This window comes from Tautonia plasticadhaerens (assembly GCF_007752535.1).
Classification (GTDB): domain Bacteria; phylum Planctomycetota; class Planctomycetia; order Isosphaerales; family Isosphaeraceae; genus Tautonia; species Tautonia plasticadhaerens.
The window spans coordinates 8,083,555-8,097,087 of sequence record NZ_CP036426.1 but is presented as its reverse complement, the minus strand read 5'-3'; the positions used below and the strand labels follow the sequence as shown (position 1 = coordinate 8,097,087).

Annotated in this window: 10 protein-coding genes; 4 read left to right on the top strand and 6 right to left on the bottom strand. The window is 71.7% G+C overall.

The genetic code is table 11. The annotated features are described in order from the left end of the window. Positions 1–8: 8 nt before the first annotated feature. Positions 9–254: a type II toxin-antitoxin system HicB family antitoxin gene (locus tag ElP_RS32185; protein ID WP_145277282.1), complete on the top strand. Its 246-nt coding sequence runs from the start codon at positions 9–11 to the stop codon at positions 252–254. 30 nt (positions 255–284) lie between these two features. Here the strand turns inward: ElP_RS32185 and ElP_RS32180 are convergent, their stop codons facing one another. From ElP_RS32180 to ElP_RS32170, 3 genes are all read right to left on the bottom strand, one after another. Then, the gene (locus tag ElP_RS32180; RefSeq protein ID WP_145277280.1) at positions 285–2,210 is read right to left on the bottom strand and encodes a solute symporter family protein; all 1,926 of its coding nucleotides are present in this window, start codon (positions 2,208–2,210) and stop codon (positions 285–287) included. Continuing rightward, positions 2,207–2,536: a DUF485 domain-containing protein gene (locus tag ElP_RS32175; RefSeq protein ID WP_231749343.1), complete on the bottom strand. Its 330-nt coding sequence runs from the start codon at positions 2,534–2,536 to the stop codon at positions 2,207–2,209. The genes ElP_RS32180 and ElP_RS32175 overlap by 4 nt, the downstream gene beginning before the upstream one ends. 571 nt (positions 2,537–3,107) lie before the next feature. Continuing rightward, positions 3,108–4,616, bottom strand: coding sequence for a Gfo/Idh/MocA family protein (locus tag ElP_RS32170; RefSeq protein WP_145277278.1), 1,509 nt, complete (start codon positions 4,614–4,616; stop codon positions 3,108–3,110). 539 nt (positions 4,617–5,155) lie between these two features. Between ElP_RS32170 and ElP_RS40840 the strand changes: the two genes are divergently transcribed. Continuing rightward, positions 5,156–7,384 carry a choice-of-anchor Q domain-containing protein gene (locus tag ElP_RS40840; protein ID WP_197446538.1) on the top strand — a complete coding sequence of 743 codons (2,229 nt, stop codon included), beginning with the start codon at positions 5,156–5,158 and terminating at the stop codon, positions 7,382–7,384. A gap of 72 nt (positions 7,385–7,456) precedes the next feature. On the opposite strand, the gene ElP_RS32150 is transcribed toward ElP_RS40840, so the two are convergent. Genes ElP_RS32150 through ElP_RS32140 form a run of 3 tightly spaced genes read right to left on the bottom strand, consistent with a single transcriptional unit; the run spans position 7,457 to position 11,152 of the window. Beyond that, complete coding sequence (locus ElP_RS32150) at positions 7,457–9,007, bottom strand: hypothetical protein (RefSeq protein ID WP_231749342.1); 1,551 nt, start codon at positions 9,005–9,007, stop codon at positions 7,457–7,459. A gap of 55 nt (positions 9,008–9,062) precedes the next feature. Beyond that, positions 9,063–10,088, bottom strand: a complete 1,026-nt coding sequence (locus tag ElP_RS32145; RefSeq protein ID WP_145277274.1) for a glycosyltransferase family 2 protein — start codon at positions 10,086–10,088, stop codon at positions 9,063–9,065. Next, positions 10,085–11,152 (bottom strand): lysylphosphatidylglycerol synthase domain-containing protein, encoded by a 1,068-nt coding sequence (locus ElP_RS32140; RefSeq protein ID WP_145277272.1) that lies wholly within the window; start codon positions 11,150–11,152, stop codon positions 10,085–10,087. Before ElP_RS32140 ends, ElP_RS32145 begins: the two co-directional genes overlap by 4 nt. 534 nt (positions 11,153–11,686) lie before the next feature. Between ElP_RS32140 and csrA the strand changes: the two genes are divergently transcribed. Together csrA and ElP_RS32130 are read left to right on the top strand one after the other, a co-directional pair. Continuing rightward, positions 11,687–11,896 carry a carbon storage regulator CsrA gene (gene csrA, locus ElP_RS32135; RefSeq protein ID WP_145277270.1) on the top strand — a complete coding sequence of 70 codons (210 nt, stop codon included), beginning with the start codon at positions 11,687–11,689 and terminating at the stop codon, positions 11,894–11,896. 200 nt (positions 11,897–12,096) lie between these two features. After that, positions 12,097–13,347, top strand: coding sequence for an aldo/keto reductase (locus ElP_RS32130; protein ID WP_145277268.1), 1,251 nt, complete (start codon positions 12,097–12,099; stop codon positions 13,345–13,347). The last annotated feature ends 186 nt before the right edge of the window (positions 13,348–13,533 follow it).

Genomic DNA, 13,533 nt, shown 5'->3' with positions numbered 1-13,533 from the left:
CGTATTCCATGATCGACTTGCCATATTCGCTGGTCATCGAGGCGACCGAGGACCCGACGTTTTTCGGATTCTATTCCCCCGAACTGGAGGGATTCACCGGCGTCGGACACTCGGTCGAGGACTGCCTCTACCAGGCGCGTTGGGGGATGAGGGAGCACGTCGAGCTGCTCAGAGGCAGGTCGCTGCCCGTGCCTCCCGAGAGCCCCGATCCCGTCGTCACGCTGCGCAACGAATCTCGGCCGAGCGTCGCGTGACGAGGGGACAGACTTGCACTGGTATCCCCGTCAGTTGTCGTCGCTTGAGGCTGGCCCGCCCTTCGGCTGCGTCAGCAGCGAGACGGCCACCAGCACCAGGAACCCCAGCGGGATCGTCACCAGGCCCGGCTGGCTGAAGGGGATGAACGAGTCCTCCGGGGGCAGTCCATAGACATCTCGATACGCCTGGGCACTCAGCAGGATCCAGCCCAGCGACGTGAGCATTCCCACGACGATCGCCGCGGCGATCCCCCGCTTGGTCGTCTTCGGCCAGAACAGGAGCATGATCAGGGCGGGCAGGTTCGCCGAGGCGGCCACGTTGAAGGCCCAGCCCACGAGGAAGCTGACGTTCAGCTTCTCGAACGCGATGCCCAGCCCCATCGCCGCGATCCCCACCAGCACCGCCGACACCTTCGCCGCCCTCACCTTCGCCCGGTCGGTCATGGTCAGGCGGAAGACGTTCTCCATCAGGTCGTGCGCCACGGCGCCGCTGGCGGCGAGGATCAGGCCGCTGACCGTCCCCAGCACGGTCGTGAACGCCACGGCCGAGATGATCGCGAACGGCAGCTCGCCGAAGCTCCGGGCGAGCAGGGGGGCGGCCATGTTCGAATTCGTCGGGTCCAGCACCCCACCTGTCATGGCGCCCAGGCCGAGGTAGAGCGTCAGCACGTAGAAGAAGCCGATCGAGGCGATCCCGACCACCGTGCTCCGCCTCGCCGCCTTCTGGTCCTTCACCGTGTAATAGCGAATCAGGATGTGAGGGAGTGATGCCGTGCCGCCGAAGAGCGCGAGCATCAGCGAGATGAAGTCGAGCTTGTCCGCCAGCCGGTCGCCCCGGATCCCCTTGAAGGTCGAGCTGCCGCCGGGCACGAGCACGTCGTTGCCGTTCGTCGGCTGGGGGAAATAGACGGTGACCGTCGTCCCGTCGTCCTCCCGGAGGATCCGGTTGGACCAGATGGCGATCGTGCTGTCCTGCACCGTGGTCAGGAACGAGAACGGGCCGAGCGGGCCGGTCCGCTCGATTCCCCCCGGCAGCTCGATCACCTGGCCGACGGCGAGCAGGTCGGCCTGGCCTTCCTCCTTGCCCTGCGGCAAGCCGTTGGCGAGCCTCGACCCGTCGGGCAGCACCGTCAAGGTCTGCGACCTCGCCAGCAGCCCGCCGTCCAGCTCCCGCCAGACGGTGACGAGGCCGGTGCCCGAGTCCTCGGCCCGGACGAACGGCTCGTCCCGCCAGGGGCCGGTCTCGGGCAGGATGCGGAGCCCGGGATTCTCCCGCAACTCCTCCATCGTGGTCGTCTCGAATGCCTGGAAGGGCGTGTTGGCCGCCGCCGGCCGGGTCGTCAGGCCGCGCTGGAGGATGGCGACGGTCAGCACGGCGCAGAAGAGGACGAGGAGCGCCCCCTTGATGAACTGCACATAGGTCGTCGACACCATGCCCGCCGTCACCACGATCAACACCACCACCGCCCCGACGGCGATCACCCCCGCCTGGTGCGAGAGCCCCAGCAAGGGCTTGACCAGCGTCCCGGCGCCGACCATCTGGGGGATCAGGTAGAAGATGCTGACCACCAGCGTGCTAAGGGCCGCGGCCAGGGTGATCCCCCGGGAGTCGTATCGACTGTTGAGCGCGTCGGCGAACGTGAATCGACCCAGCCGCTTCAGCGGCTCGGCCACCACGAACAGGGCCACCACCCAGCCGGCGAGGTAGCCGATCGAGTAGAGGAAGCCGTCGTAGCCCGAGAAGGCGATCATCCCGCAGATGCCCAGGAACGAGGCGGCCGACAGGTAGTCTCCCGCGAAGGCCACGCCGTTGACGAACCAGGGGATCTCCCCGTGCGCCGCGAAGTAGCCGCCGGAGGACTTCGCCTTCCGGCCCAGCCAGACGCTCAGCCCGAGCACCCCGGCCACGAAGGCGGCGAAGACGGCGACGGCGATCCAGGTCGGCTCGTAGATCATCGCCCGCCCCCCCCCGCCCGGTGCCGGTCGGCGATCCGCTTGCAGAGGGCCATGTACACCAGCGCCAGCACCGCCGCCGCCACGATCAGCCCCAGCCCCGCCGCCACCGCCAGGTTCAGCCCCCCGGTCGGCCGGCTCGCCATGACCCCGGGAGCGAACGCATTCACGCCCACGAACGCCCCGTACAGCGCCAGGTACACCGCGAAGAGCCGGAGCCCGGCCTTCGCGTGGGCCGAGATCAGGTCCGGGTGCTCGTCGTCGTGAGGCTGGCCGGCGGCGCCGGCGGGGGCGTCGGCCCCGGGAGGATGGTCGTCGGTCGGGGGCACGGGGCACCGTGGGCTGGATGGACGGGGAATCGGATTCGGGGGCGGATCGGATCGGTGCCGGTCGGACGTCGACCCGAGGATCGGCGTAGCCTCGCCGATGCCGTCGCCGATCGCAAGCGTCCGGTCCCGCTGCCCGGCTCCCGGCCCGGAGGACCCGGCCCTGGCCGAGGCGAGACTCGTGATCCCTCCGGCGTCGTCCCCTTCATCGATCGTCGCGTCGGCCGAACGGGCCGAGGGACGCCGCCGGTACGAATCCGCTTCCCAACCCAATAAGCGCGGGCAGGCTCCCGACGACCTGGCCCCGACGGTTGGTTCGGGTCAGGTGCGGTCGGCCCTGTTCGGCGGGGTTCGGCAGGGCAAGAGAGCCGTCCTCCTCGCTCGTGCCGGATCGCCCGGATGACCGACGTTTCGGGTGGTCGGGGTCCGCGCAGCGGCCCCCAGTTCAGGATGCCGCCGACCGGGGGCCGCTGCGCGGCCCCCAGCCACCCCGGCCGCCCCGAGACCCCATCCAGGGGGAGGCGAAGCGGCCGGGCGAGATCGTCTGGGGCGCCGCCGTACGGGGTCGGCACGATCATCCCGAGGTGAGGTCGGGGACCTCGAACGGCTTGCGGTAGTCCCGGCGAGAGAGTTTGTTGGCGGCGTCGGCGAAGTCGCCGACGAATTGCCCTTTCTCCTCGTCGAAGGTCACCCAGGGGCCGAGGGTGGCCGGGGTCTCGTCCAGGTCCACGCCGTTCTCGCTCAGGTAGGAGCGGCAGCGCTCGAAGGCGTCGGCCAGCTCGGCGTTGCCCGTGGTCGCCTCCCGGATCGCCTCGGGGGATTCCCGCGAGCCGAGCCGGTGCGACACGTTCGCCACGTGGCAGCAGGCCGTCGAGCGATGACCTTCGATCGGCTCGGCTGTCAGGTCGCCGGCCTTGCGACTGCGGACGGCGTCGAGGAAGGAGGACAGGTGGGCCCGTTCCAGCGCCCCGGCGTCGTCGCCCTCGCCGAGATCCTCGATTTTCTTCCCCTGGCGATCGTAGAACGCCCCGCCGCCGGAGTCTCCCGCGAAGTAGCCCCCCTCGCAGTCGATCACGATCCCCCCGTTCAGGCCCCGGAACTTGCCCGTCGAGAACGCCTCGTTCCCGGCGCTCACGTTGCGGACCTCGCAGATGAGCGGGGCCGGCTCGAAGTCCAGCAGCGCGATCTGGGTGTTGGCCGTCTCGCCGCAGTCGTGGAACGCGAACCGGCCGCCGATGCTCATGGCCCGGGGGGGCGTCCGGTCCTGCCCCAGGGCCCAGCGGCAGATGTCGATGACGTGGATGCCGTTGTTCCCCATCTCGCCGTTGCCCGTGTCCCAGAACCAGTGCCACTCGTAGTGCAGTTGCTTCCGCATCAGCGGCTCATTCGGGGCCGGGCCGCACCAGAGGTCGTAATCCACGGTGCGCGGCGGCGGGGTGGGCGTCTCGACCGTCCCGAGGCTTTCGCGGGGCCGGTACACGAGCGCGTGGGCGAACCGGATGTCGCCGATCTCCCCGCCGTCGAGGCGTCCGAACACGTCGGCGAGGAACCGGCTCGACCGCCTCTGGGTGCCGACCTGGACCATCCGGCCGTACTTGCGGGCCGCCTCCACCATCTGCCGGCCTTCCCAGAGGTCGTACGAGAACGGCTTCTCGATGTAGACGTCCTTGCCCGCCTGGCAGGCCCAGACCGTCGCCAGCGCGTGCCAGTGGTTCGGCAGGGCGATCACCACCGCGTCGACGTCCGGCGCGTCGAAGACCTCGCGGAGGTCGCGATACGACGCGGGCGTCTCCCCGTGGTCCCGGGCCGCCTTGAGCTCGCGGTCGAGGTGCTCCTGGTCCGCGTCGCAGAGCGCGACGATCTTCACCCCGGGGATCTCCCGGAGCCGGCCGATGAGCTGGTGGCCCCGGCCTCCCACGCCCCCGACCGCCGTGGTCGACCCCAGCCCGATCACCGCCACATTCACCGCGTCATTGGGGCTGCCCGCCTGGGAGCCGGCGCCGAGCATCAGCCGAGGCATCCCCAGCGCCAGGCCCGCCGTCATCGATCCTTTCAGGAAGCTCCGACGTGGGATCGGTTTCATGTCCCTGCTCTCCTGGATTCGGGGTGCTTCGGGGAGGATTGGCCGCGTCCGGGGCCGAGGCCGGCCGGGTCCGGCGTGATCGTCGGCCGTCGGCCCCAGGTCAGCCTAGCCGGTGCGTCGAGGTCCGTCGACCCACCAGCCGGAGCCATCGCCCCGGGCCCCTACCGGGCGGTGCCGGGCCGGCGGGACTCGGCGCGTCGCCCGCCTCGGTCTCGGGCCCGCCTCGGCATCGACCGGCCCGGGATGTCGCCGCCCGGCCGAGGAGCCCGAGGGCGAGGCCGGCGACCCCGTCCGCCCCGGGGCCCGGCCTCAAGGCCGGTGCCGAGTCCGGACGGCCGACCGTGACCTAGGGTTCCGAGAACCGGCGGCGTCCGGGCAGGGGTGCGTGGCTGGCGAATACCTCGCACCACTCCTCGATGCCCGACCCAGATCCCGGGGCAGGCCCGGGCGGGTCCGATGCCGGCCGCTCGGCCGGCGGACGAGGACGGGCCGCCTCCAATCGACCCCACGGCGATCAACGACCCAGGAACTCACCACCCATGACGCTCGCCCGACTGCTCCGATCCCGGCGACCTCGCCCCGCCCTCGCCGCCCCGGGCCGACGGAAGGGCCGGCCCCACCCCGGCCTGGAATGCCTGGAGGCCCGGGACGTGCCGGCGACCTTCTCCGTTCCCGTGGGAGACGTCGCGGGCCTGGCCGAGGCCATCAACGATTCCAATGCCGTGGGAGGGTCGAACACGATCGAGCTGTCCGCCGGCACCTACGACTTCGGCGCCTCCGGCGAGAACCCGATCACCAACTCCTGGTTCGGGCCGAACTACCTGCCCGCCATCGCCAACGACCTGACGATCGAGGGCAACAGTGCCGTGCTGGCCGGGGCCCCCCAGTTCCCCGCCCGCTTCTTCTTCGTCTCGGGCGGCTACGTCGCCAACGGCCCGGCGGCCGGGTCGCTGACGCTCCAGGGCCTCACCCTCCAGGGCGGTTCTGCCGTCGGCGGCGGCAGCAATTTCGGCGGCGGCGGCCTGGGCGCGGGCGGGGCGATCTTCAACATGGGCTCGCTCGTGCTCGACGGCGTCACCCTGACGGGCAACCTCGCCCAGGGCGGCAGCGTCACGGGGGCCGGCAGCGGCGGCTACGGCGGCGGCGGGATGGGGACGGACTCGATCGGCGACAGCGGCGGCGGCGACATGGGCCCGGACTTCCCCACCACCTTCGGCGGGGCCGGCGGCGTCTCCTCGGGGCGTGGCACCGAGGCCGGAGGAGGCGGTGGCGGGTTCACCCAGCCCGGCGGGGCCCCGTCCGGGGATTACGGCGGCGGCGGCGGCGGTTCGAGCGGGCTCGGGGGGACGGCGGGGGTCTATCAGGTCATCGACGCGACCATCACCGGAGAGGACTCGGGCGTCGTCAAGGACGACTCCCCGGGCGGCGGCGGCCTCGGCGGCGACGGCGGGGGCGGCGCCGGCTCCAACGGCGGGGGGGAGAGCCGGAGCGGCAGCCCCTTCGGCATCGGCGGCAATGACACCGGCGGCGGCGGGGTCGGCGGCGGCGGCGGCGGCCAGAGCGGCGGGGGCGGCTTCGGTGGCGGGGGGGGTGGCAACGGCGTCTCGGGGCCGAGCGCCAGCGGCACCTCCGGCGGCGGGGGCGGCTTCGGCGGCGGGGGGGGCGGCGCCAACACCGTCTACGGCGGGGCGGCCGGCCCCGGCGGCTTCGGCGGCGGAGACGGCAACCTGTTCGCCGGCGGCGGCGGGGCCGGCATGGGGGGCGCGATCTTCAACTTCTACGGCGACGCCGTCATCACCAACAGCACCCTCTCGAACAATTCCGCCAGCGGCGGGACCGGGGCCAACCAGGGGACCCAGACGGGCTCCGAGAGCGGCGACGGCCTCGGCGGGGCCGTCTTCAACCTCGACGGCTCGGTCTCGATCTCCTCCAGCACGGTGGCGTCCAATACCTCGTCGAGCGGCGGCGACGCCGTCTACAACCTCTCCCTCGGCAACCTGCCGGACGGGGCGGCACCCCCCTCCTCGTCGTCGGACGTCTCCTCGAATTCGCTCTTCGCCGAGCCCGGGACGGCCCCCCGCCCCGCCTCGGCGGCCCTCCGGATCGAGAACAGCATCCTCTCCCGATCCGTCGCCGGGAACGCCGCGGTGGTCAACAACCGGGCGAGCGGCCCGGCGCAGGTGTTCACGGCGGGCCGCAACATCGTGCAGGGCTACCAGCGATTCGGCGGCGCCTCGTGGGCCGGGGCCCGGCCGTTCAACATCAACCCGAGGCTCGGCCCGCTCCAGGACAACGGCGGCCTCGTCCCCACGATGGCGCTGTTGCGGGGGAGCCCGGCCGTCGACGCCGGCGCGGGGGCCGCATCGGCCTCGGCCACCGACGCCCGGGGCCCGGGCTTCGGGCGGGTCATCGGACGGTCGGCCGACCTGGGGGCCTTCGAGTACCAGCCCCCGGCCACCGCCACCCGGCTCACCGGGCGGCTCGTCGGCCCGGGAGACGCGCGATCCCTCGTCCTCGAAGCCAGGGTCTCCGGCCGGGCCTCGCACTCGAACCTCCCCGGCGGCCGGGTCGACTTCTTCGCGGGAAGCAGGCTGCTCGCCTCGGCCCCCGTCGTCGACGGGGTGGCCACGCTGTCCACGACTCCCCCGCTGGCCGGGCTCCGGATCGTGGCTTTCTATCGGGGCGATGCCCAGGACGGTTCCGCCTTCTGGCCGAGCGTCTCGAACCCCCTGCGGCCGGGCCGGTTCGCCGCCCGGCCCCTGGCCTGATCGATCCGCGATCGCCCCGGGCCTCGGCCGGCCGTCGGGAGTCGACCCCGACGGCCGGCCCGGCCTTGCCGGCTATCGCTTCACGTCGAGCACCCCCAGGTGCTCGATCGCGTCGACGATCCAGGGGTGGCTCCACGGCTGTTGCAGGCCGTAGCCCGTGTTGAACACGGCGAAGGCCAGGGCCGCCAGCGTCAGCCGGCGCAGCCAGGGCCGGTCCTGGCCCCCTTCCAGCCCCATCGGCAGCAGGATCAGCCAGAACGGGAAGAGCCAGAACAGCCAGCGGGCCCCCTGGGTCGAGCCGCCGTAGTTGTGCGTCTGCCAGGTGTAGAAGGCGACGATCGCCGCCGAGAGGACCAGCGTCAGCCCCGAGAGCGTCCGCAGCCGCCGGTCGAGCCCGAGGACGCTCCGCACCATCGCGGCGAAGGAGAACAGGAACACCGGCGTCAGCGAGAAGATGCCGTGGTGCCCGACCAGCAGGTTCAGCAGGTACTGCCACCAGGGCTCCGGGTTCAGGTCGTACCAGTCCATCCCCAGCGGGCTGAGCCAGTAGGAGCCCGGGTATCGGTAGGGGGAGTCCGGCCCCTCCTCGGAGAACGCGGCATAGACCGGCGCCCATTCGCCGATCGCCAGGTACGTGGTCACGAAGTGTGCCGCCACGGGCACCAGCGCCGCCGGCACGAATGCCGAGAGCGTCTTGCCCGGCACCTTCACCGCCAGCAGCAGGAACAGCAGCACGCCGAACAGCGCCGACGGCAATTCGTTGCAGGCGCAGAAGGCCCCGAAGAACCCGGCGACCGCGAAGTAGCCCCAGTGCCGCTCCCCGTCGTCCCAGATCCGCAGGAAGGCGTAGAGCGCGAAGAAGGCGCTCCAGGCGGCGACGGTGTGGTTGTTCAACGTCGTCGTGAAGATGACCAGGTTCGTCCCCAGCCCCGCCGCCGCCATCGAGAGGAACCAGGCCCAGTCGTTCCCCGCGTAGCGGTCCAGCAGCCGGGCATAAAGGACCAGCGCCACCAGCAGCGGCACCACGTTCAGCAGGACCACGACCGGGTTGAAGTAGAGCACCTGCACCGGCCACTCGGCCGGCTCGTCGGGGGTCACGTCGACGACCCGATAGCCGCGTTCGGGGTCCTCGCTGAGGATCTTGCTCGGGTCCTCCGGGGGCGTGTCGGAGAGGCTCTGCACCTCCTTGCGCCGCGACCGCTGCTGCTCGACCTTCGCGTCCAGCGGCACGCCGGTGAGCGCCCTCGCCGGGTAGAGCGCCCCGGCGATGAGGGTGGGCAGCAGGGGGGGCTTGCTCGAATAGAACTTCTTCGAGGGCTCCTCCCCCTCGGTGGGGAAGGGCTCGGTGAGCAGCACCTTGTCCTGCGTGCCGAGCTGCCAGGGGCACTCGTCGATGGCGTAGGTCCCGCGCTCCAGCAGGGCCCAGACGGTGCACCACCGGGAGATGTCGTTGGCGCTGATCATCGCCTTCTGCTTGAGCGTCGCCCCCAGGGCCAGCGCCACCGAGGCCGCGATCAGGATCTGCCCGACGGCCTCCCGCGTCGGGCTCCTCCCGGGAGGCTTCGGCCGGATCGGGTCGTCGGGATCCATGACCACCGTCTCGGGAATCTCGGGGTACGACATCGGGTCGCGGTCCTCTCGGTCGGTCGTCGGGTTCGAAGGGCGGGGGGCGTCCGGCTCACCTCGGCCGCGAGGCCGGGTCCCGGCCCGACCGCCCGGCGACGCCGTCCCCGGCGCCGGCGCCGGGGTCCTGGCCGACCCGCTCGGCCACGCTGTACGTGTCCTCCGCCCGCAGGTTGTACGAGGTGATCAGCTCGGCCAGCACGCCGAGGCAGATCAGCTGCGTCCCCACCCCCAGCAGCGCCGTCGAGTAGATGAGCAGCGGCCTCGTGCCGATCGGGTGGTCCTCCCCCCGGATCCAGTGGTCGACCACCCAGGCGACGGCCAGGTAGCCCATCACCGCCGCCCCGATTGAGAACAGCACCAGCCCCGCCACCCCGAGCAGGTGCTGGGGACGCTGGCCGTATCGGGTCAGGAAGCGGACGGTCATCAGGTCCAGGAACCCCTTGGCGAACCGGGAGAAGCCGTACTTCGACCGGCCGAACCGCCGGGCCCGGTGCTTCACCTCCACCTCGCCGACCCGGAACCCCCGGGCGTGCGCCAGCACGGGGACGAACCGATGCAGCTCCCCGTAGATGAACACCTCCCGGAGGACCTCGGACCGGTAGCACTTGAAGCCGCAGTTGTGATCATGCAGGTGGGCGCCGGTCATGCCGCTGACCATCCGGTTGAACACCCGGCTCGGCAGCACCTTGTGCCAGGGGTCGTGCCTCGTCCGCTTCCAGCCGCTGACCACGTCCAGCCCGTCCCCCTCGCCCAGCCTGGCCAGGAAGTTGGGGATCTCGGCCGGGTCGTCCTGCAGGTCGGCGTCGAGGGTGAAGACGACGTCCCCCGCGGCCTCGCCGAATCCGGCGGTCAGCGCGGCGGCCTTGCCGAAGTTGCGGCGGAAGCGGATCGCCTTCACCCGGGCGTCCCGGGCCGACAGCCCCTTCAACACCGACCACGAGCCGTCCCGGCTGCCGTCGTCGACGAAGATGAACTCCGCCTCCCCCAGGCCGTTGGACTCGACCGCCCTCGACAGCTCGTCGAGCAGGGTCGACAGGCTCTCTCGCTCGTTGAAAACCGGGATGACGAAGCTGATCATGGCTCGGTGGGACCGGACGGGGACGAGGAAGGGGACGGGCCCGACGCCGAGGCCGGCACCGGGGCGAGGGACTCCGCATCGGCCTCGACCGGCCTCGACGGCCTCAGCGCCGCCAGCACCCCCGAGCAGCCCAGCTCGGCCACCACCCAGACCAGCCTCAGCACCAGGGCGGCCACGATCGCCGGCTCCGCCCCCAGCGTCGGCCCGAGTGCGGCGGTGAGCACCGCCTCCCGGATCACCAGCCCCCCCGGGAAGATCGCCACGAGGAACCCGGCCACCGTCGCCAGGGCCACCGCCGCGACCGCCGGCGGCCAGCCCGAGGCCGGCAGGCTGCCCGGGTCGATCGCCTGCACCGTCGCCACCAGGCTCAGCCCCAGGAGCACCCAGCCCAGCAGCGACCACGCCAGCCCTTCCAGCAGCAGGCCCGCCGAGAACCCCGGCAGGGCCTCCCGACCCACCCCCGGGAACGGCACGCTCACGGCCAGGGCCAGCCTCGGGAAGATCCGGGGGGTCGCCAGCACCAGCAGGGGCAGGCCGATCCCCAGCGAGAGGATCGCCAGGGGAGCCGCCACCGACCTCCCCCCTCCCATCGGGATCTCGATCGGCGGACCCGGCCAGAGCAGGAAGACCAGCCCCGCGATCACGCCCCCGGAGGCCATCATCACCAGCGTCTCATACAAGGTGGCGAACGCCGCCGTCGCCGCCCTCGCCCCGTAGGGCACCACCAGGCCGACCCGGAGCACCACCACCATCGCCTTGCCCGGCACGTACTTCCCCAGGTGCCCGATCAGGTACGCCCGCTGCGCCACCCCCAGGCCGATCGGCGTCCGGCTCCGGCCCATGATCCGGGCGAAGAAGACCCCGAAGCTCGACAGGCCCAGCAGGTAAAGCATCGCCGAGGCCGCCAGCCACGCCCCGCTCGGCCGGATCGTCTCGCCGTAGGCACGCAGGTCGTCCCAGGCCCCGACCAGCGCCCTCGCCACCATCCAGACGATCAGCGCGCCGAGGACGAGCTTCGCCCCCCGGATCGCCGGCCCCTTCCATCGCGTCCCACGCTTCGCCACGACGGCCCCCCGACCTGCCGACCGACCCGGTCGTCCCCCGGGCACGGGACCGCCATTGTGCCCGAATCCCCCCCCGGGCGGAATGGCGCGTCGGATCCCGCGACGGTTCCCATCCCCGCCCCGGCGGGAAGCCCCGTGACCGCACCGGCTCCCGATCGACCACCGCGATCGCCCCCCGTCACCCCCCCGGACCCCGGGGTGCGTACCTCGCTTCTCATCCCGCGCGCACCGCCTGGCAGTTTTGAGAATCGCGGGGAACGTTTGGGGGCGATTCCGGGGTCGGTCTGTACAAAATCACCCCTGTCGGGCCAACCCGTCGAAATCCGGAAAAAAGATTAAAGTTTGGTCTCGTCCCGACTTGGGGCATGACCTGCGATCCCCCGTGTCGGCAATGGCACCGTCGGTGCGTTAGACTATTTCGTACGCCGAGGTGATGGTCGGAGAATGGAACCGACCCCCCGGCGGGCCGCAACGTAGCCTCGGGTCTCCAGTCATCCGACGGCTCACCAACACGAGAAGACACGGAGGGTTCCCATGCTGGTCCTGAGCCGCAAGCTGAACGAGAAGATCGTCATCGACGGCGGGATCGTGGTCACCGTGGTCAAGATCGACCGCAACCAGGTCCGCCTCGGCATCGAGGCCCCCGGCGACGTCTCGGTCTACCGCGAGGAGCTGCTCGGCGCCCATCGGCAGTACCGCGAGATCGACGTCCCCATCGGCGCCGGCGCCGCCACCGACGCCTGAGCCGGCCCCACCCTGCCCCGCCCGCGTCGGCCCTCGACGCGGGCCGGGGGCGGCCGGATCGATCGGCGCGATCGACATCCCCACCGGGAGAATCCGCTCGACACCCGGTCCCTCCGGGCGTAGTTTCATCCCCAGAGACGACGCAACCGGAACGGAACCCGATCCGCCCCGAGCCGACCCACCAGGAGTCCCCCCCCGCCATGTCGGCAGACCAGACCCCCCGGAACGACCGCATCGGGATCGATCGTCGCACCTTCCTCCAGGCCGGCGCCGCCGCGATCGCCGCATCCGGCGCCGGATCGGCCGTCGCCTCGCCGATGCCCGCGCCCCGGGCCGCCGAGCCCCTCCCCACCCGGACGCTGGGCAAGACCGGCGTCGAGCTGACCATGCTCGACGCGGGGACCTGGCGCGCCCCCGGCCTCGACCGCCTGCTCCGCGTGCTCTACTCCCAGGGCGTCCGCGTCATCGACACGGCCAAGTCCTACGGATCCGAGCCCGCCATCGGCCGATGGCTCCAGCAGATGCCCGAGGTCCGCAAGGAGATCTTCCTCGTCACCAAGGACCACCCCCGGGAGCCGAAGGACCTCCTCCGCTCCGTCGACGAGCGGCTCGCCGACCTCAAGACCGACTACCTCGACCTCTACTTCGTCCACGGCCTGGGCGGCACCGAGGTCGACTGGCCCAAGTCGAAGGAATTCAAGGAGGCCGCCGAGGCCCTGAAGAAGTCCGGCAAGGTCAAGTTCGTCGGCTTCTCCACCCACGACGCCACCCGGGCCCAGCAGATCATGAACGCCGCCGAGGGCGGCTTCGTCGACGCCATCATGCTCCAGTTCACCCCCTGGCTGGAGCGGGACGACCCCCTCAACCGGGCCCTCGACGCCTGCTTCGAGAAGGGCATCGGCCTGATCTCCATGAAGCAGGTCGCCGGCACCTTCAGCGGCTGGGACCAGCCCGGCATCGACCCCCTGGGCGAGGCCCGGGATCGCGTCGGCGTGCTCGCCGAGAAGGGCTTCACCCCCTATCAGGGCCTGCTCCAGGCCATCTGGTCCGATGAGCGCATCACCACCACCTGCGTCTCGATGCGCAACACCGACCAGATCCGCGAGAACGTCGCCGCCGTGCTCGACTACGGCGCGTCCGGCCCGTTGACGCTCTCCCAGATCCACCAGCTCCGGGACGCCTGCCGGTCCCACGGCATGACCCTCTGCGCCGACTGCGACGGCCGATGCTCCCGGGCCGCCGGCACCGCCGCCCCCCTCGGCGACCTCACCCGATACCTCACCTACCACGAGCACCACGGCTACAAGTCCGAGGCCCGTCGCCTCTACGCCGAACTCTCCGACGCCCAGCGCGACTGGCGGGGCGCCGACCTCCTCGCCGCCCGCCACGCCTGCCCCAACGGCCTCGACTTCACCAAACTGCTCCCCAAGGTCGACGACCTGCTTGCCTGATCGTCACCTTCTTCCTAGAATCTCGGCATTGCCCCACCCGCAATGTTGGCCGGGCCGTCGGTCGCGTCCTTCCGGAGACGCGGCCCGGCCCGGCCTTTTTTTTCGACGGCATGGGGGGGATCGCCCGCAGGGCGAGTGCCCGCGGGGAGAGCTGAAGGACAATCCATCTCCGCTTCCCCCGGCTCC